Here is an 18,781-nt window from a genome sequence, read left to right as displayed (position 1 = left end):
CTGCTTGTTTGTATCACCCCTTATTAATCCTCTTCACCGCCCTGCAACAGCTGCTCCGGGTTGAAGCCCATAATCAGCGCCCCCCAGTGCTTGCCGTTTATATATAACGGTATCGACAGGTCATTCAGCACTTCACCGGTATCTCGGATAAAGGTCTGCAACAGGAAAGGCGAGGTATGGGAAGCCCTGCGCTTTTCAGCACGGTTACCGGCAAAAATTCTACGATGCCGGCTTTGCAGGTTATCAACGGAGAAATCGCCATTCATCGGCTTTGAGACCTTGGCATGGTGCGCAGGTGCGTAGCCATTTTTATCAACCGCGATGGCATAGATAAACTCAGGTGACTGGTTGATAAAGCTATCAAACAGAGGCTGGAGCTTACGCTCGAAACGTTCGGTGTAGCTGCAGTCGAATTTTTCAGGCTTTTGGCCATCGTTGGTTCGGCGGTAGTTATGGTCAAAGAGGTTGACCCCCTCCGCCTGCAACGCTTCCATCTGCTCCAGGGTTTGCTGAGCCCAGTTTTTACCAGTCTGGATCATGCGCTCGAAGCCGCCATAACCGATAATGAAGCGAGACAACAGCTCCTGGGTTTCTTCCGTTGAGATCTCCAGCTCTTCGGAGTACTGGCGTGACTCGGCCATCTCATCGCGAATACCTGCCGATAGCTGGGTAATTTCCTGCACGTGGCCATGGGACTCGCGGTTGGTATGCGACAACTCATCGATAGCCGCGCTGATCCCGGTCAGCTGGGTATTAACTTCCTCAAAGTCCGACACCATACGTTCGAACTGCTCGTTGGTGCTGCTGATGAAATTCTCGGCTTCATTGACGTTATCGAGGATATTGTGGGCACTGTCACGAGTAGAGTCCACCAGCGCCGACATTTCGGAAATATTGCTGTCGATCTCCTGAGTAGCGGTACTCACCTTCTGCGACAGGCTGCGCACTTCATCCGCGACCACGGCAAAGCCACGCCCGGCTTCACCCGCGCGTGCCGCCTCAATGGAGGCATTGAGTGCCAACAGATTGGTCTGATCGGAGAAGTCCTTCACCATCGACAGAATATTGGTGATATTGCCGGAGTTCTCACTCAGCTTGCTCACGGTATCCTGGAAAGACTCGGCCAGCTTGCAGGTCTCACGCACCCGCTCCAGCACACGTTGCAGCTCATTGCAGGAGTTGTGAACCTCGCCCATATTGCCGCTGTTCTGCTCGCTGATAGTCAGCGTGCTGGCCGCAATTTCGTCAATGGCCTGCGTGGACTCCTGGCTGGACTGGAACACCAGCTGCGCCTGCTCTTCCTGCCGCTCGGCCGAGCCATGCGACTGAATCACCACCTTCTGCAAACGTGTCGCACACAAGGCCACACTGACAGAGCGCCGCTGACTCTGCGCGATCATCTTCTTGAGACGGTCCGAGAAGTCATTATAGGCCGCGGCCATGTCAGAGATTTCATCGTAGGTATATTCAGGCAAGGTACCTGAAATATCGCCATCCTTATCCCTGATTGCCGTCAGCACCTCGGTGATGTGACGAATGGGTCGCAGAAACAGGTATCGCATGAAGAAAATGGTGAAGACGCCACCAACCAGAGCAATACTGATAGTGACTACGATACTGACCAACAACGCCGTCAAGCTGCCATCAATAGCCGCCAGTTGCTCTGGCGCCAGGTTAAAGGCACTTAACTGGTCTCGAATACTGGCCGTGTAGTAAAACCCTATTCCAATCAGTACCACATGCGGCAACAGCAAAAAGACAACATTGCCGGTGATTTTTTTGGTCAGGGTGTTGAACAGTGCACGCTCTATAGAAGTATATAAACTCATGACAACCCTAATTATCATTATATCGACCATCCGCTGGCCGTTTATCATGAACAACTGTTACCGATTATGGACATACTCGCACCGAAACAGCCATCCTCCTTAGGTATCAGCTACCAGTTTAACCAAGCACTATAGTATGAGATTTGTTTCGAGACTTGACGCTGATCAGGCAAAAGACTGGTCAGCATGCGGTGAAACCCAGGCCCATGATTCATATGCCTGAGGTGACAGAGCTCATGCAAGATCACATAGTCCCGCATCGCCGCCGGCAACTGCAGGAGGCGCCAGTTAAGACCAATTTCTCCCCTGGCTGAGCATTGCCCCCAACGGGCGCGCCAATGCCCAATGTAGGCACGACTGGGCTGCAGGCCTGTGCGTTCGGCAAGCTCCCTAAGCCTGGCTAACAAAATGAATTCAGCCTGGTTCTGATACCAGTTCTGCAGCAATTCACGCACCACCTCATCTTCAGCCCGCCGTACCCGAGACGACAGCTGTACATGAATGCTCTGCTCCCGGATGGGTAATACCCGACTGCGTGATGCCCGACTCCAACTCAACTCCAGCCATTCCCCCTGCCAGGGTACGCGCCCCGACTGGGCAATCACCACTGACTGCTCCTCCAGTGCCTGCTTCTGTTTACGCTGATGCTGCTCAATCCATTGTTTGCGTGACTGAACAAAATCCTCGATCTGCTGCCGACCAAGCCCTTTGGGGGCACGGACAATAACTTCACCGCCGCGAACCTGAATGCCCAAAGTCCTGCGACGGCTGCTGAAAGCGAGTGTGTATTTCATCATGGTACTCGATTCGGCAGCTGGCTCATCAGTTCGCCAGCGAGTTTAATAATCGCCTGGGCTTCCCGGTCGCTGTGGCTGCCGGCATAACGACGCCGGTTATCCAGCTCAGCAAGACGCAGCAAACGGCCTTCCTGCTCGGGCCATTCACCGGCAAGTGCTTCCAGCCAATGGGCCAGACTTTGCTGAGGTTCACGTGCATTGAAACGGGCACCGGCGCGTGCCTGCAACTTGAACAGGGCGGCATCTACCGGATCGGAGATCCGCGTAGTACGACGGCGCAATTGTGACCAGGCCAGAAATGCAAAAATCACACTGCCAGGAAGCATGAGGAACAATGCCAAACGCCAGTAATCCAACCCACCCAGCCAGTCCGCCAGCAGGTTTTCCTGTTCACGGTCATAATTCAAGACCCAGCGCTGCCACACAAAATTGAATGCGTCATAGCGTAACTGCAAGGATCGCATCCAGTCGCTGCGAAAAACGCGGGACGCCGCCAGCGAGTCGCTGGAGCGTCTCAAAAAGCTCTCGGCAGAGGATTCGATACGTTCAGGCGCGACAGCAGCGGTAGGGTCAAGGCGTACCCAGCCCTGCCCTTCCTGCCAGACTTCCACCCAGGCATGGGCATCATACTGGCGCACCTGCAAGTAACCTTGGTAGGGGTTCCACTCACCGCCCTGGTAGCCGGTTACGATACGCGCCGGAATCCCGACGGAGCGAAGCATGAAGCTGGTGGCAGCGGCATAATGCTCACAGTAGCCACGCTGGGTATCAAACAGGAAACGATCAATGCTGTCGCCCAGCAGGCGACCGGGGCTGAGCGTGTACACAAAGGACTGATTGTAGTGCTGCATCATGCGTTGAATAAAGGCCTGCTGGTCACCCTGAGCTTCATCAAACCAGCGCTGTGCCAGAGCACGGGCTTCGGGGTTACCTGAATCCGGCAGCTGCACATAATGCTGCTGCTCGGCTCGGGTCAGCATGGGCTGCAGTGCATAGGTCAAGGCGGCATTGAGTCGGTAGCTGTAACGCTGGTTCAGATCCTGTTTCAGCTCCAGCGTCCTGGCAGAGCGCATCTGCATGCCCGCGGGTGCTGACAAAGGCTGATCCAGTGCCACCAGCCAGGGTCGCCGAGTAGCTTCCAGCACCACTTCATAATTGGTGACATCCTCCGTCTGCTCCAGCTTTTCCGGCCGTAGCGCGCCCGTTTCCTGAGAACGGTACCACTGCCGACCATCGAACCGGTCCATCACCAGTGCACGCCAGTAGCGTTGCCGCGGCGCAGGGACTTCACCGTCAAAGGTGACACGGAAGGCCAGCTCATCCGAACGCGCCAACTCACTGACATCCCCAGGGGACAGGTTATCCGACAAGCCGGTAGTCGCCTGAGGCGTATCCAGCGTCACCGACCAGAGCGGCTCCAGGCGCGGAAAAATCAGGAACAGCAACACCATCAAAGGCACCGCAGGCCACAATAACCACAGGGCTCGCTTGAGGGTCTGCCTAACGGACACCCCCTTACGCTGATGAATCGCCAACAGGGCCGAGATCACCACGATGAGCACCGCTGCCGCATAGAGCGCAATCCAGGCGCTGCTGGAGAACAGAAAGGTAGTACCAAGCACAAAGAAGGCCACGTAAATGACGACCAGAGCATCACGTCGTCGATAGATCTCGACCAGTTTCAGTGCCATGCCCACTATTAACAGGGCAACCATGGTTTCAGGGCCACTCTGATGGCCAAAGCTCAGTATCAGCCCCAAGGACGAAGCGACAACCAGCACCAATTTGATCAGGCGCGATGGAAAGGACCAGCGACCCTGATGGATCATCAGCCGCGCTCCAAGGGTGAGCAGTAATAGTACTGGCACCCAAAAGGGCAGCCACTCCAGATGTGGCAACACCACCAGCACACAGGCCAACAACTGCCAGATAACGGCTGCGCGGGTAATCTGGGTTTCAACCGGATGCATGGGCGCCCTCCTGCTGCAGCGGCTCCAGGCCATACAGAGCCAGAGCTTTCAGTGCCTGTTGACGCTGCAGCTCACCACTGGCCGGCGCCAGGGTGTATTGCCCAAGCTTCAGGCCATAAGACAGATCAGCCTGAGAAAGGCGCAGTACCCATGCCGTCAGTCGTGACAGGCGCCGCTCCAGGTTTTCCGCCCCCATCGCATCCAGATCCAGCCAGAGTTCGGGACTACGAAGGTCGGCAAATTGTTTGGCCTGCAGGCCATGGCCCCGTGCCAGACTTTTCCAGTCGATCTGGCGCGGTGACATGCCCGGCCGGAAGCGTTCCAGGCCGATATAATCGTCGGTACCGCCCTGACGCGCTTTTACCAGACTACCGGATACGGTAGCTTCCATATGTTCCGGCAAGGGCGACTCCAATAGCGCAGGGAAGACCAGCGCCGACAGCTCCAGCCGGCACCAGGTCCAGGCGCGAAACAAACCAAGCGGATAGACGGTTTCCAATCGTACCCACTCGGGTTTCAGATAACCGCGCGAGCTGGCCGGGCAGCTGAGATCAACCACCTGAGACGACTCGGTCAGATCAAACTCGTGCACCGTACCTTCAGGCAATTGCATTTGAATGCGGTCCCGCTCACCAGTCTGCGACAGTCGCAACTGGAAATGGGCCTGCTCACCCGCATGACAATCACTCCCCCGCACCGCACTTAACTCGATACCCGCCAGATTGTTGTAGGTGTGCAGAATAGTCACCAGAAACAGGCTGCCGAGCAGAAACGTCAGGGCATAGATGAGGTTGTTCTCATAATTGATACCCATCACCAGCAGCAGCGCCAGCAACAGAAGAAAGACCACACCCGTTCGAGTGGGCAGGATATAGACACTTTTGCGGGTCAGCCGGACGCTGGTCTGACGAGGTTGGCGGGACAGACTCCAGCGCCGAATACGAGACTGTACCCGGCTATCTGAATCATGCGCCAAGGACATCAACCTCTCGCAGCAATCGCTCGGTCAAGCGGTCACCCTCACGGGAGGCCACATCATCGGCGGCTCGCACACGGTGAGCCACCACAGAATTCAGTACCGCCTGTACATCCTCGGGTACCACATGGTCGCGGCCATGAACCCAGGCCCAGCAGCGGGCACAGCGCAACAATGCCAGCCCGCCTCGCGGTGACATGCCATAACTGTATTCGGCATGATCACGGGTGTGCTGCAGCAGGCGCTGCACATAGTCAATCAAACTGTCAGATGCGTGCACCTTTTCACACGCCTGTTGCGCCTCTACCAGCTGCTCAGGCTTCAGGCAGATGGGAAGCTGGTCGATGCGGTGGCGCGTTCCCCCTCCCTTCAACAGGTCCCGCTCGATGGCCGGCGCAGGATAGCCAAGAGTGATACGCATCAGAAAGCGGTCAAGCTGTGATTCCGGCAACGGAAAGGTGCCGTACTGGCTGGACGGGTTTTGGGTCGCGATCACAAAGAAAGGCGACGGAAGCTGATGGCGCTCACCATCAACACTCACCTGTCCTTCCTCCATCGCCTCCAACAGCGCCGACTGGGTTTTCGGTGTGGTGCGGTTGATTTCATCTGCCAGCAGCAATTGGGTGAATACAGGCCCGGGGTGAAACCGGAAGCGGCTTTCGGCCGGCTCAAAAATGGATACACCGATAATGTCCGCCGGCAGCATGTCACTGGTAAACTGCACACGGGTATCATCCAGACCGGTCACATGTGCCAGTGCGTGGGCGAGCGTAGTTTTACCCATGCCCGGCAGATCCTCGATCAACAGGTGACCTCTGGCCAACAGACAGGTCATGGCCAGCTTCAGAGACTCTTCCTTGCCTAACAATACTTTCGATAGCGCATCCAGCGCCTTGTTCACCTGATCTCTCAGCAGCATGCTTCAGTCCTTGCCGATTTGTTGATGCACCCAGTTTAACGACCACCGGCGACTCAGACCAGTCAATCCCAGTTCTGCAGTACCCTGGCAGCACTCAGGCAAGCCGCATCAAGCCCCTCCTCGCCCGATTCAGCTGTGCAGGTCCAGTCACCGCAGACATGAAGCCCGTTCATTGACTTCAGGTTGCCAACCGGCGCGCCGGCTTGCGCATACAGCCAACGATGAACACGGCTGGCAACGACCTTAATCGGCTGTTCGGTGAACGCCTCAAGTGCCTGCAACAACTCGGCGCTCACCTGCTCAGATGAACTGTCAACATGACGTTCACTCCAGATATCTGACGCCTGAATAAACCAATGCTGCCCGGACCGTCCTGGCTTGGCACCATCACGCACAATTCGACCCAACACCGGATGCTCACCTTCGAGCCAGCCAAGTGATTGCAACCGTTCAGGGGCCCGTTCAAGCTGCACCAGCATGACCCAGAGCGGCGTCATTCTGACCTCAGCAGCCTGCCGGGCCAAGTCAGGGCAGGCCGTTAACAGCGGGACTGCCTGAGGTGCCGGAACCGCAACCACAACCTGTGTGTACTCGCCCAGCGCCTCGCCCCTGTCACTTTTCAGTACCCAGCTGCCGCCATCCAATCGCACAACCTCTCCGACACGGGTCGAGGTGTGTAACAGAGCACCCTGCAAAAGTGCACGCGTGAGCGCACTATTGCGCGGTACGCATACATGGCGGGTTAGATTCGACAGGTTCGTCGGATTGGCAAAATCGGCGTATTGCACCTGCCAGGGTTGCAAATGCTCACGCAGACCATCAGCAAGTGTCAGCAGCTTATCCCGTTGCGCTGACGAAAAGCCGGGCGCCCCCAGATCCATAGAGCCCTCGCCAAAACGCGCACTGGCCAGACGCCCGCCGGTTCCACGGCTTTTATCAAACACATCGACCTGGCAGCCACGTTGCAACAGGCCAGCGGCCACAAACGCCCCGCTAAGCCCTGCGCCAATTATTGCTACATGACCCTTTTTAGCCGCCATACCCACTCCTGATGATGAAAATTTTTGATATTACGTGCCCTAACGGCCAAGAGATCAGCCGACAGGCCTGATTCGGCTTGCGCTGTGTATACACGGTGTTAGCATGAGCCCCAAACCAACCGGGAGCCCTGCCAAGCTGCCTGTTACTCTGGTGTGTTCTGTGTCTGTCTGGCAGGGAAGCTCATCGGGGTAATACGGTGTTGAGGCAGTTCCTTGCAACCAGGAGATCCCTGATGCAGATCGCTGAAAAATCCGTTGTTTCCATTCATTACACCCTGACCAATGCCGAAGGCAATGTGCTGGATAGCTCTGAAGGCCAGGATCCCCTGGCGTATCTGCATGGTGCCAGCAACATCATCCCTGGCCTGGAAAATGCGCTGGTCGGCAAAAGTGTCGGCGACAGCCTGAAAGTAACCGTAGAACCTGAAGAAGGTTACGGCCCGGTCCGTGACGAGCTGGTGCAGGATGTTGACCGCAGCGCATTCAGCGGCATCGACGACATTCAGATCGGCATGCAGTTCATGGCTCAGACCCCTTGGGGCGAGCAGCCGGTAACTGTTGTTAAAGTTGAAGGCGACAACATCACTCTGGATGGCAACCACCCGCTGGCTGGCCAGACACTGACGTTTGATGTTGAAGTTGTTGAAGTCCGTGACGCAACTGAAGAAGAAGTTGAGCATGGCCACGCTCACGGTGCTGGTGGCCACGAGCACTAAGCAACCGATATAAAAAAACCGGGCCAAGGCCCGGTTTTTTTTGCCTGGAATTTATGCCCAGGCAATCAACGGTCGTCAGAGGTCGCCTCGATGCGGTGAATGCTCAAGTCAGCACCGTTATATTCCTGCTCCGCATCCAGTCGCAAACCGGCGATGGCCTTAATGGCACCATACACCAGCAGACCACCCACCAGCGCAATCACTACACCCAGAGCTGTGCCCAGCAGCTGAGACACCAGGCTGACACCGCCCAGACCGCCCAGAGCTTCGCTGCCGAAGATACCCGCAGCAATGCCGCCCCAGACGCCACACAGACCATGCAGGGGCCAGACACCCAACACATCATCGATTTTCCAGCGGTTCTGTACCAGCGTAAACGTCCAGACAAAGATCACGCCAGCCACACCGCCGACAACCAGCGAGCCCAACGGGTGCATCACGTCTGAGCCGGCACATACCGCCACCAGGCCGGCAAGAGGACCATTGTGAATGAAGCCCGGGTCATTGCGGCCCACAATCAACGCCGTAATGATGCCGCCCACCATGGCCATCAGGCTATTGAACGCCACCAGGCCGGAGATGCCATCCAGCGTTTGTGCAGACATTACATTGAACCCGAACCAGCCGATGCAGAGAATCCATGCACCCAGTGCCAGGAAGGGAATATTGGACGGCGGAAAGGCTACCAGGCGGCCACCCTTGTAGCGACCGTTGCGAACACCCAGCATCACCACCGCAACCAGCGCAAGCCAGCCGCCTACACCGTGCACCACAACAGAGCCGGCAAAATCATGGAAAGGCGCACCAAAAGAGGACTCGAGCCAGGCCTGAAAACCCCAGTTGCCATTCCAGATAATGCCTTCAAACAGCGGATACACCAGGCCGACCACCAGAGAGGAAGCAATGAGGAACGGCCAGAAGCGGCCACGTTCGGCAATACCACCGGAAATAATGGCCGGAATCGCTGCCGCAAAGGTCATCAGAAAGAAGAACTTCACCAGCTCATAGCCATTATTCTCTGACAGCACTGCGGCACTGTCATAGAAAGTAACGCCATAGGCAATCCAATAGCCGACAAACAGGTATGCCAGCGCCGAGAAACCAAAATCACTCATGATTTTGGCCAGCGCATTCACCTGGTTCTTGCGACGAACGGTACCGACTTCCAGAAAGGCAAAGCCCGCATGCATGGCAAACACCAGGATTGCACCGAACAAAATAAACTGGGTGTTGGCACTTTGCGAGAGCACCGAGATAGCGCTGCTGATTGATTCCACAGAATCCCCTCCACTTCTTGTTATGCTACCCGTGCTGCATTTTGGACCATGCGCACCTAAAAAGTGCACAATTCCAATACAGCAGTTGACTTGAATTGGGTCTGCACCGCAACGATGCGGGGCCTTGAGGCCATGCACTCTAAACGAGCAGACAATTGGGGCTAATAATAAGCACAGACTGTGCCAGAAATGGAACGACCGGGTAAAAACCCGGTCGTGTATAGGGTTAAGCGCTCAGCACATTAGATGGGGTGGCGAACCTCGAAACAACAGTGAATTTTGCTGTTGCGCTTGAAATCAGGATCCAGGGTGGATGCCGTGATATCCCGTACCACAAAATCGGCCAATTGCTCCTGATCGAGCTTGAAACGACGATAGTTGTTCGAGAACAGAAGCACGCCCCCCGGACGCAGGCGTTTCATGGCCTGACGAATCAACCAGACATGGTCACGCTGCACATCCATGACATCCTGCATCCGCTTGGAGTTGGAGAATGTGGGTGGGTCCATGAAGATCAGATCGAACTGGCGATCAGCAGGCTCAGCCAGCCATTTCATGCAGTCCGCCTGAACCAGTTGATGCTGCTGACGGGGCAAACCGTTGAGCTCCAGACTCTGCCGAGCCCAGTCCAGATAGGTCGCCGACATATCAACGCTCAGGGTGGAACGCGCCCCACCAACACCCGCATGGGCAGTGGCACTGGCGGTATAGCAGAACAGGTTGAGCATATCCTTGCCAGCCGCCAACTTCTGCACCATACGACGTGCCGGACGATGATCCAGGAACAGACCAGTATCCAGGTAATCATGCAGGTTTACCCGCAGTTGAACGCCCTGCTCCTCGACTTCAAAGAAGTTGCCAGTCTCATCACGGCGTTCGTATTGCTGCTGCCCTTGCTGGCGTTTGCGCTGCTTGAGGATCACATGCTCCTGAGGCAGCTCCAGCACCTGTGCCGTTGCCTGCAGCACCTCCTGCAGGCGCTGAAACGCCTTGACCGGATCGACTTTGGCCGGCGGTGCATATTCCTGCACGACCGCATGCCCCGGATAAATGTCGACCGCAACGGCAAACTCGGGCATATCGGCATCGTAGGCACGGTAGCAGCTGATTGACTCCTTGCGCACCCAGCGAGACAGCTGCTTGAGATTTTTCTTCAGCCGGTTGGCAAACATCTGCCCCTGCTCGCTCAACGCGCCCTGACTGGCGGCTTCGGCTTCTGCCAGTTCTTCGGCACTGCGAGCATGCACCGTGAACAACAGTAGCTTACTGTCCAGGGCACCATTGAACATGCGGTACTGCTTTTCAGCACGCAGCTTCATGACCTTGCACAGGTCCGGATTGGCAGTAAAGACGGCCGCCTGCCAGCCACCGAATTCTGCTTTGAGACGCGCGCCCAGCGTGCGGTATAGATGCATCAGCTGAGAGGTTTCCCCCAGACGCTCGCCATAGGGCGGGTTGGTCACCAGCAGACCTGCAGAGACCGATGCCTCAAGCGTCAGCTCATCCAACGGCTGCTGCTTCAACTGAATGAAACGCTCAACACCTGCACGACGTGCGTTCTCGCCGGCACGCCTGAGCACATCAGCATCCGCGTCATAGCCAAACAGCTGTAGCTCGGCCCGCTCAAGGCCATCGGCACGGCGCTGGCGCGCTTCATCGACAAGCTGGTTCCACAGTGCCTGCTCATGCTTGAGCCAGCGACTGAAACCGAAACGCTGCCGCATCAGTCCGGGTGCACTGTCTGTCGCCATCATAGCGGCTTCAACCAGCAGGGTACCCGACCCGCACATGGGGTCGACCAGGCATGGGAAACATTCGCTATCCGGCCAGCCTGCTCGCATCAATACTGCAGCAGCCAGGTTTTCTTTCATCGGAGCGGCACCGGCCTTGAGGCGATAGCCACGGCGGTGCAGACTCTCGCCAGACAGGTCGAGGGCGAGGCTGGCTTGGCCACGGTGCAGATACACATTGATGCGCAGGTCCGGTGCCGCCCGATCCACACTGGGGCGCTGCCCTGTAGCATTACGAACCTGATCGACGATCGCGTCCTTGACCTTGAGGGCACCAAAATGCGTATTGTTGATAGCTTTGGACTGCCCATTGAAATCCACCGTCAGGGTGCCCGACGGTCGCAAGTGCTCAAGCCAGTCCACTTCGCTGACCATGGCATAAAGCTGATCGGCCGTTTCCACTTCGGCTTCCAGCAGCGGCAGCAATACACGGTTAGCCAGGCGAGACCAAAGACAGATGCGATAAGCCAGTTCCAGCTCACCCTCACAGGAAACACCTGCCACCTTCTGTCGAATTTCTTGCGCACCCAGATCGGCCAGCTCTTGCTCAAGCAACAGCTCCAGGCCCTTGGGACAGGTGATAAACAGCTTCATCTACAGCCTAACTCCAAACCTTGAACATAGATCCTGTCCGTATCGAGGGACGGATTTAGAACGTGAAAATTATTCATTCTGAAATATACAACATGCATCTAACACCTAAACAGCTGATTTTAAAAGAATTGCTGCAGCTGCGCTGACACCGCTTCTATTACAAAATGGTAACAATATAGTTAATTTTAATCGCCTTCCGGCGAGAATTCAGATATCAATAGGGGTGTGACGTCACAGAGCTAAGCGCATACCCCGAGTGACACCCTTCGTCGCTCGGGTCAGTATAATCAGAATATGTGAGGCGCAATATGAAGAAACAGAAACGAGATCGTACCTCTACTCTGTTCAACCGTGGTTTTGTGGCTGGCCTGAACGGCAAAACCCGTGATACCTGCCCTGTCCAGGCAATCGAGCTGCGAAGTCACTGGATGAGTGGCTGGCGTGAAGGGCGTGAAGCACATTGGGGCGGCATGTCTGGCGTTTCTGCAATTCAATCGAACCCATCTTTACACTAACAACTCAGGACGTTAGACGGGGCAGGCTCCACGGAGCCTGCCTCGGTGAATCCTCAGCGAATCTCTCCTGCCCGCTCACGCAACTCGGCAATTGCGGCTACCGAATCCCGTACCAGCTGAGGCCCGCGGTAAATAAAGCCGGTGTAAACCTGAACCAGGCTCGCGCCCGCTTCGATTTTCTCAGCTGCATCAAAACCCTCTGTAATACCGCCAACACCAATAATCGGCAGGGCACCATCCAGATGCTCCGCGAGATTGCGAATTACAGCAGTAGAGCGGTTACGTACCGGAGAACCACTCAGCCCACCTGCTTCACTGGCAATGGGGCTGTCTTCGACGCCTTCACGTGACAGCGTGGTGTTGGTCGCAATCACACCATCCATCTCATAGGTTTTCAAAGCACCGGCCACCAGGCCCAGTTCCTCTTCCACCATATCCGGCGCAATTTTCACCGCGATGGGTACATAACGACCATGCAAGCGTGCCTGACGTGCCTGTTCGGTTTTCAGCGCATCCAGCAGGCTGTTGAGAGAATCACCAAACTGAAGGGTCCGCAGTCCTGGTGTGTTCGGCGAGGACACATTTACCGTGATGTAGCTGGCATGGGGGTACACCTTACGCAGGCAGACAAGGTAATCCTCATGTGCCTTCTCGTTGGGCGTATCCTTGTTCTTGCCGATGTTGATCCCCAATACGCCGTCATAGCGGCTGCGTGACAGGTTCTTCAGCAGCTGGTCAACACCGTCATTGTTGAAGCCCATCCGGTTGACGATGGCTTTATGCTCGGGAATACGGAACAGGCGCGGCTTGGGATTCCCGGGTTGAGGACGTGGCGTAACCGTTCCTACTTCCACAAACCCGAAGCCCATGGCTGCCAATCCATCCACGGCGGTGCCATTCTTGTCCAGGCCGGCAGCCAAACCGACAGGATTGGGAAAACGAATTCCCATTACCCGTGTTGGCAGATTTTGCACTGTCGCCCCCATCAAACGCGGCAGGCCCAGAGAGGCTGCAAGGTTCATGCTGCTCAGGGCAAGCTCATGCGAGGTTTCGGCATCCAGCCGGAACATGAGGGTACGTGCAAGATCATATAGCATGGTGATTCACTGCCGGTTGAGGACGGAGGCCGCATTATAGGCGAGGAGAGCCGGGATGAACACCATTCACCCCAGCCGCTGGATATCCTGCAGCTTGCCTGCATCATTGAAACGTATACGAAAACAGCCCCGGATTCCTTCTCTGGAAACCCAGGGCTGGAGAATACTGGCGGGGAACTGAACCCGCCTGCCATCCCTGGCCCTCACGGACACGACACGTGCCACTCCCTGGTATAGCTTCAGATATTCATCACTGCTGATGCGTAGATCAACAATAATCTCGTTCATCGCACCTCATACTTCCAGCTGCGTACTGCACCGCGCCATATCGGCCAACTCTCTTACGGCGACAGTATACATCGCATAGTCTTCACTGCCGGCATTTTTCAGTTCATTCAGCATGTGAAGCCAGCGATCAATGTGCGGCCGGTTCTGCTCAAGCCAGGCCGTGAGACACTCCGGCGCCAACTGCTGGTCGTTATTGCCCGCCTGCACCACTGCAGCGGTCAGGGCACGATGCTGGGTATCCAGGTCATCCCTGAACGTATCCCTGGCCAGGGCCTGCCAGTAGCTGTGAATGCTCAGATCGTTGAGCTGAGTACTGAACCACTGCAGCTGGAGCTCTTCACCCAAGCCATAGAACACCTTGGCCGCGGCTTCGACAGAAACCGAATGTTCACTGGCCACCTCGATGATACTCAGGGCTGCGTAGAGTGCTCTGGAACCGGCCACCACCTGCGCCAGGCTGGACGGCACTCCCGCCTCGCAGTATCGGTTGTAGGCCGCCTGCCATATTTCGTGAGGCGTACCACACAAGAGTTCATCCAGGTTTTCGGTGATTGTTTTCAGATGTACCGAGAAGCTTTCAGCCTCCTGGGTACAGTCCATATTGGTCGGGCGGTTACGCACAAACCAGCGCGTCGCACGGCGGATTAAATTCTGCAGGCTATACATCATTTCAGCCTGGATATCAGCCGATACCTTATAGTCCAGCGCCTCGACCTGCTCCCAGAGTGGCTGCAAACCGAAGATGTCCCGCGCCAGGATATAGGCACGCACCACGTGCTCGATTTCGGCACCCGTAGAGGTCAGTAGACGATCAGCAAAATTGATGCCCATCATGTTGACCATGTGGTTGGCGATCTGTGTCGAAATGATCGCGGCACGCAGTCGATGCTGTTCCAGTTCAGGGGCAAATTCCTTGCGAATCCGCTCCGGGAAGGCGGTAAACAGTTCATGGGCCAGATATTCATCTTCCGCAACTGCTGAATCCAGCAAGCGCTCTTTAAGCACTGATTTGCTGTAGGACACCAGGACCGACAGTTCCGGTCGTGTCATGCCTTCACCGGCGTTCTGGCGGTCGGACAACTGCTCGTCGGTTGGCAGGTATTCCAACTCACGGTTCAGCTTTCCATCGGCTTCCAGGGCATTGATGAAACGGCGGTATTCCGCCATTGAGCCCACCGAACGCCCGCCAGCCAAAGAGATCGCCTGCACCTGTCGGTAGTTGTTATCCAGCACCAGCTCGGCAACCGATTCGGTCATATCGCTCAACAGGCGGTTACGCTGCTTGGCGGTCATATCATCGTTTCTGACCATTTCATTGAGCAGAATCTTGATGTTGACCTCATGGTCGGAGCAGTCCACCCCACCGGCATTATCAATAAAGTCGGTATTGAGACGACAGCCCTGGGCTGCCAATGCCATACGGGCTTTCTGGGTCAGGCCGAGGTTACCCCCTTCGCCGATCACCTTGGCCCGTACCTTATTTGCATCCACCCTCAGACTATCGTTTGCCTTGTCGCCCACATCGGCATGGCTTTCATCAGCAGCCTTGATGTAGGTACCGATACCACCATTCCAGATCAGGTCAATTTTGGCAGACAGCAACGCCGAGATCAGCTCCGTTGGTGTTACCCGGCTGCCGGTAAGACCGGTCAGGCGTTTGATTTCAGGTGTAAGCGTGATCGATTTGGCGGAGCGGTTGAACACCCCGCCCCCTTTGGAAATGAGGCTGGTGTCGTATTCACCCCAGCCACCGCGCTCTTCAAACAGGCGCTGACGCTCCTTGAAGCTGGCGGCACAATCCGGATCCGGGTCAATAAAAATATGCAGGTGGTTAAACGCTGCCTGCAGTCGAATTTTATCCGAGCACAGCATGCCGTTACCAAACACATCACCGGACATATCGCCTATCGCCAATACCGTGAAGGGGTCCTCCGCGGTGTTGATGCCCATTTCCCGGAAGTGACGCTCAACCGATACCCAGGCGCCACGGGCTGTAATACCCATCTTCTTGTGGTCATACCCCTGACTGCCCCCGGATGCAAAGGCATCGCCCAGCCAGAAGTTGTATTCTGCAGCAATCTCATTGGCGATATCCGAGAAGGTCGCCGTGCCCTTGTCGGCTGCGACCACCAGATAGGTGTCATCCTCGTCATGGCGTACCACCGATGCCGGCGGCTCAACCTCACCGTTCACCAGGTTGTCAGTCACATCCAGCAAAGCACGAATGAAAGTTTTGTAGCATTCAACACCTTCTTTCATCCATTCATCACGCGCCATGCCTTCATGCAGGCGACGGGCAACAAAGCCGCCCTTGGCACCCACAGGCACAATGACCGCATTCTTGACCTGCTGTGCTTTAACCAGCCCCAGTACCTCGGTACGGAAATCCTCATGGCGATCCGACCAGCGCAAGCCACCTCGCGCCACCTTGCCACCACGCAAGTGCACACCTTCAACACGCGGAGAGTGCACATATATCTCGAACATAGGCTTGGGTTCGGGCACCTGGGGGATGTCGCGAGGCGACAGCTTGAACGACAGGTAGGGCTTGGGCTCGCCATCTACAGTCTGATAATAGTTGGTTCTCAGGGTCGCCTGAATCAGTGACAGGTACTGACGAATCGCCTGGTCTTCGTTCAGGCTGCTGACTTCATCCAGCCCCTGCAGAATCTGCTCTTCCATCGCTGCCTGCTGCTTCTCGGACGCCTTGTCAGGATCAAAGCGGGCAGCAAAATAGTCGACCAACTGACGCGCAAGACTGGCGTGATGGCGCAATGCCAGACTGATCGCTTCCTGACTGATGGGGAAACGCATCTGCTTCATGTAACCGGCATAGGCGCGTAACAGGGCAACTTCGCGCCAGTTAAGCTCAGCACCCAATACCAGCTTGTTAAAGTCGTCATTACCGGCACGGCCATACCAGATATTCAGGAAGGCCTCTTCAAACACCGCCTGCATGGTATCGGCGGTCACCTGCTGACGGCCGGTGTAACGCAAATTGAAATCATGCACCCAAACACAGTGGTCATCGACCGCGACCTGATAGGGGTGCTCATCGATGACACGCAGCCCCAGATTTTCGAGAATGGGCAGCACATCAGACAAGGGCAAAGCCTCGCCCCGATGATAAAGCTTGAAGTTCAGTTCTTCCGGTTCACGTTCCAGCGCTTCATAAAAGCTCAAGGCCATGGGATCAGAGTCCGTTAATCCCATCATGTGCTGAATATCGACAACCGCAGCACGTGGCGAGAAGTCAGCGCGATAGCCGGCAGAAAAACCCGTGTGGTAATGGTTGAACGCCTTGATACCCTGCTCTTCACCGAGCATTTCTATCAGCGTGTCGTACAGTTCTTCCTGCCAACTGCTTGCCGCATGGGATACCTGACGCTCCAGTTCAGGCTCGTCGTATTTATCGGTGACCGGATGGTGATCAGAGCGGCGCAGCAGAAACTGGGTGCGCGCCAGCACTGACTCTGAGAAATAGGTGGTAAATTCCGCTTCATCGCAGTCCAGCGCCTGCTGCAGGATCTTTTGGACTTTGACACGGAAATCGGTGCTGTAGATTTCACGCGGCACATACACCAGTGCCGAGAAAAAATGACCGTAGTAGTCACGGCGCAGGAACAAGCGAATCTGGCGCCGCTCATGGATCTGCTGGATGCCCATGGCAATGCGGTACAGCTCATCCAGACTGGACTGGAAGAGATCATCCCTTGGGTAAATCTCCATTATCTGCTGCAGCTCTTTCCAGTCATGCCCGCCACGCGGCAAACCGGAGCGCTCCATCACGGCCTTGATCTTGTTTCTCACCACCGGAATATCGGTGGAGCCGTGCAGGTAAACAGCAGACGTATAGAGCCCCAGAAAACGCGATTCCCCGACCAGGCTACCCTCAGCATCAAAGCGCTTGATGCTGATGTAATCGGGGTACGCCGGACGGTGCACACGCGATTTCAGCGACGACTTGGTAAATGAAAGCAACTCGGGAATCAGGGTAAACGCCCCCACATCACGGTCCTTGCCAAACATGAGCCCCTGATCGCGATTACCGCCGTTGCCACGCAGTAACCCGAGGCCACTGCCGGCAACAGGCTCCAGCTGCTGCTTGTCACCCTTGCCCGTCAGTTTGAATTCGTCGTAACCAAGGAAGGTAAAATGCTCTTTAAGCCAGACGATAAAGTCTCGCGTTTCTGCCACATCAGCAGGATCCAGATCTGCCGGCGCCTTGTCGTAGCACGACAGGAGATCGTCCGTTTTAGCCAGCATCTGGTCGAAGTCCTGAACGGTGACTTCCACTTCGCACAGGACCTCATGCAACCCCTGCTGCAGAGCCTTGAGTTGTTCCGGATCGGTATGACGATCCACCTCGATAGAGACAACTGACTCGCAGTCGCATACCTGTTCATGCGTCTCAGGAGCGCAGAGACTGAGCATCTGCCCCTGATCATCACGTTTGATGTCCAACAGAGTGTTGAGAATGGCATGAATCGTCAGACCGCGCTGGTTAAGCTCCATACGCAGCGAGTCGATGATAAAGGGCATGTCTTCCTGTAGCACCTCAATCACCGTGTGGGTCGATTGCCAACCATGCCGCTCAAAGTCTGGATTAAATACCCGTACCTTTATTTCACCAGGCGCACGTTCCTGCATGAACTGCCAGGCATTCAGAGTGGCGCCGTAAAGGTCATCCAGTCGCCACTTGAGTAAATCCGGCTCTGCCATGTGTGCGAAATATTGATCAGCAAACTCGCTCAGCGGCAATGCACGTTTTTTCGGCAGTCGACTGAAAATCATTTCTTTAAGCTGATGCAGAAAATCGATTTTGCTCTCGGCAGTCTGAGAGGACATACCCACCCTCCTATGGCAAATGGATTTGGCTTTTGCAGCAGTATAGTTAAACAACTAGTGAAGTCATGTTGAAAACCTCAATAGCGACAATAAAAAACGCTTTCTTAATTAAATTGATATGTGCA

Annotated in this window: 13 protein-coding genes; 2 read left to right on the top strand and 11 right to left on the bottom strand. The window is 55.7% G+C overall.

From position 1 onward, the window contains the following. Nucleotides 1-23 precede the first annotated feature (23 nt). From O3C79_RS09615 to O3C79_RS09590, 6 genes are all read right to left on the bottom strand, one after another. Entirely contained in the window at nt 24-1,829 is a 1,806-nt protein-coding gene (locus O3C79_RS09615) for a methyl-accepting chemotaxis protein (RefSeq protein WP_494385757.1), read from the bottom strand. 110 nt (nt 1,830-1,939) lie between these two features. Then, nucleotides 1,940-2,623 (bottom strand): M48 family metallopeptidase, encoded by a 684-nt coding sequence (locus O3C79_RS09610; RefSeq protein WP_494385756.1) that lies wholly within the window; start codon nt 2,621-2,623, stop codon nt 1,940-1,942. After that, nucleotides 2,623-4,596 carry a transglutaminase TgpA family protein gene (locus O3C79_RS09605; RefSeq protein WP_494385755.1) on the bottom strand — a complete coding sequence of 658 codons (1,974 nt, stop codon included), beginning with the start codon at nt 4,594-4,596 and terminating at the stop codon, nt 2,623-2,625. The genes O3C79_RS09610 and O3C79_RS09605 overlap by 1 nt, the downstream gene beginning before the upstream one ends. After that, nucleotides 4,583-5,578: a DUF58 domain-containing protein gene (locus O3C79_RS09600; RefSeq protein ID WP_494385754.1), complete on the bottom strand. Its 996-nt coding sequence runs from the start codon at nt 5,576-5,578 to the stop codon at nt 4,583-4,585. Before O3C79_RS09600 ends, O3C79_RS09605 begins: the two co-directional genes overlap by 14 nt. Then, nucleotides 5,562-6,491 (bottom strand): AAA family ATPase, encoded by a 930-nt coding sequence (locus tag O3C79_RS09595; RefSeq protein ID WP_494385753.1) that lies wholly within the window; start codon nt 6,489-6,491, stop codon nt 5,562-5,564. The genes O3C79_RS09600 and O3C79_RS09595 overlap by 17 nt, the downstream gene beginning before the upstream one ends. Before the next feature lie 62 nt (nt 6,492-6,553). Then, nucleotides 6,554-7,531, bottom strand: a complete 978-nt coding sequence (locus O3C79_RS09590) for an NAD(P)/FAD-dependent oxidoreductase (protein ID WP_494385752.1) — start codon at nt 7,529-7,531, stop codon at nt 6,554-6,556. A gap of 233 nt (nt 7,532-7,764) precedes the next feature. Between O3C79_RS09590 and O3C79_RS09585 the strand changes: the two genes are divergently transcribed. Next, on the top strand, nt 7,765-8,247 hold the full coding sequence (locus O3C79_RS09585; RefSeq protein WP_494385751.1) for an FKBP-type peptidyl-prolyl cis-trans isomerase: 483 nt from the start codon (nt 7,765-7,767) through the stop codon (nt 8,245-8,247). Between the two features lie 65 nt (nt 8,248-8,312). Here O3C79_RS09585 and O3C79_RS09580 read toward each other — a convergent pair whose 3' ends face one another. Both O3C79_RS09580 and rlmKL read right to left on the bottom strand, forming a co-directional pair. Further along, nucleotides 8,313-9,524: an ammonium transporter gene (locus O3C79_RS09580; RefSeq protein WP_494385750.1), complete on the bottom strand. Its 1,212-nt coding sequence runs from the start codon at nt 9,522-9,524 to the stop codon at nt 8,313-8,315. Nucleotides 9,525-9,766: 242 nt separating this feature from the next. After that, nucleotides 9,767-11,908, bottom strand: coding sequence for a bifunctional 23S rRNA (guanine(2069)-N(7))-methyltransferase RlmK/23S rRNA (guanine(2445)-N(2))-methyltransferase RlmL (rlmKL, locus tag O3C79_RS09575; protein WP_494385749.1), 2,142 nt, complete (start codon nt 11,906-11,908; stop codon nt 9,767-9,769). A gap of 308 nt (nt 11,909-12,216) precedes the next feature. Between rlmKL and rmf the strand changes: the two genes are divergently transcribed. Then, nucleotides 12,217-12,423, top strand: coding sequence for a ribosome modulation factor (rmf, locus tag O3C79_RS09570; RefSeq protein ID WP_010325360.1), 207 nt, complete (start codon nt 12,217-12,219; stop codon nt 12,421-12,423). A 53-nt stretch (nt 12,424-12,476) separates the two neighbouring features. Here rmf and O3C79_RS09565 read toward each other — a convergent pair whose 3' ends face one another. The 3 genes from O3C79_RS09565 to O3C79_RS09555 all read right to left on the bottom strand — a co-directional run bounded on the left by O3C79_RS09565 (nt 12,477) and on the right by O3C79_RS09555 (nt 18,656). Beyond that, entirely contained in the window at nt 12,477-13,520 is a 1,044-nt protein-coding gene (locus tag O3C79_RS09565) for a quinone-dependent dihydroorotate dehydrogenase (RefSeq protein WP_010325359.1), read from the bottom strand. 66 nt (nt 13,521-13,586) lie between these two features. Beyond that, on the bottom strand, nt 13,587-13,808 hold the full coding sequence (locus O3C79_RS09560) for a DUF2835 domain-containing protein (protein WP_010325358.1): 222 nt from the start codon (nt 13,806-13,808) through the stop codon (nt 13,587-13,589). 6 nt (nt 13,809-13,814) lie between these two features. Beyond that, complete coding sequence (locus O3C79_RS09555) at nt 13,815-18,656, bottom strand: NAD-glutamate dehydrogenase (RefSeq protein ID WP_494385748.1); 4,842 nt, start codon at nt 18,654-18,656, stop codon at nt 13,815-13,817. Nucleotides 18,657-18,781 lie beyond the last annotated feature (125 nt).

This window comes from Marinobacterium sp. NO-S09 (assembly GCF_059179545.1).
The sequence above is the reverse complement of the archived record's forward strand: the minus strand, read 5'-3'. Positions and strand labels throughout refer to the sequence as shown.